The sequence below is a fragment of the Vibrio sp. D173a genome (assembly GCF_030248475.1).
The window spans coordinates 1-772 of record NZ_JAHGAH010001136.1; the positions used below are offsets into that span (position 1 = coordinate 1).

Consider the following 772-nt stretch of genomic DNA (forward strand, 5'->3'; position numbering starts at 1 on the left):
TAAGAGGTGAAACTGATTTACGTGGGCTGCGCTCTCACGAATGATCGGGTTTGGACTCTCTGTGGCGAGCAGTCTTTCGCCTCGATCAGAATGACGGGTGTTGCCCCAAGAAACGACACTGCCACCATCAGAGTGAGCGACCATACGCTGCTGTTTATCCATGATGTAAACAGAGGCATTGGTTTTGTCTTTGAGCTGATTGAGGAAGGCGTTGAAGGTATCAATCTTAATGTCGCTGACAATGACTGCTTTGAACTCGCCTTGGTCATAGATTGGCGCGAGGGCAGAAAGGGTGATCTCTTGTCTCTCATCGGCGTTGGTATAAATCGTTGACCATGCAGGCTTGGTTTGATGAGCGACGGGCGTGTACCAAGGGCGAATGCGTGGGTCATAATTAGGAATAACAGAGCGAATATCGTCGCTTACCTTGCGGCCACGGTAGATGACCAGTTGGTTACGAGTACGGTCATCTTGAATCATCAAGGTATAGCCGTTATTAGCTTCTTTCCTAAAGCCAACATAGTGACCGTCTTCAGTGCCAAGGCCTATCACATCCAATTGTTCTATGGTCGAGAAGTGCCCAGAAAAGCTCTGCAGAATATAGTCTTGGATCTCATTCAGGTTGTCTTGGTGATACAGCTGGTGATAGCCGATGTTGTGGCTCAGTGACAGATTGGCATGGAAGGGCTTTTCTAGAAATTCAGAAAGACTTTTATGGACGTTTTCTGTCAGTGACGCTAATTGACGAGCACTGACATCACGAACCATCTCT

The 772-nt window shown here is 47.7% G+C and carries 1 protein-coding gene; it reads right to left on the bottom strand.

The window, feature by feature from the left end:
- Window positions 1-772: cache domain-containing protein (locus KIV40_RS31815; RefSeq protein WP_285353317.1), on the bottom strand; the 772-nt coding region annotated here is incomplete at both ends.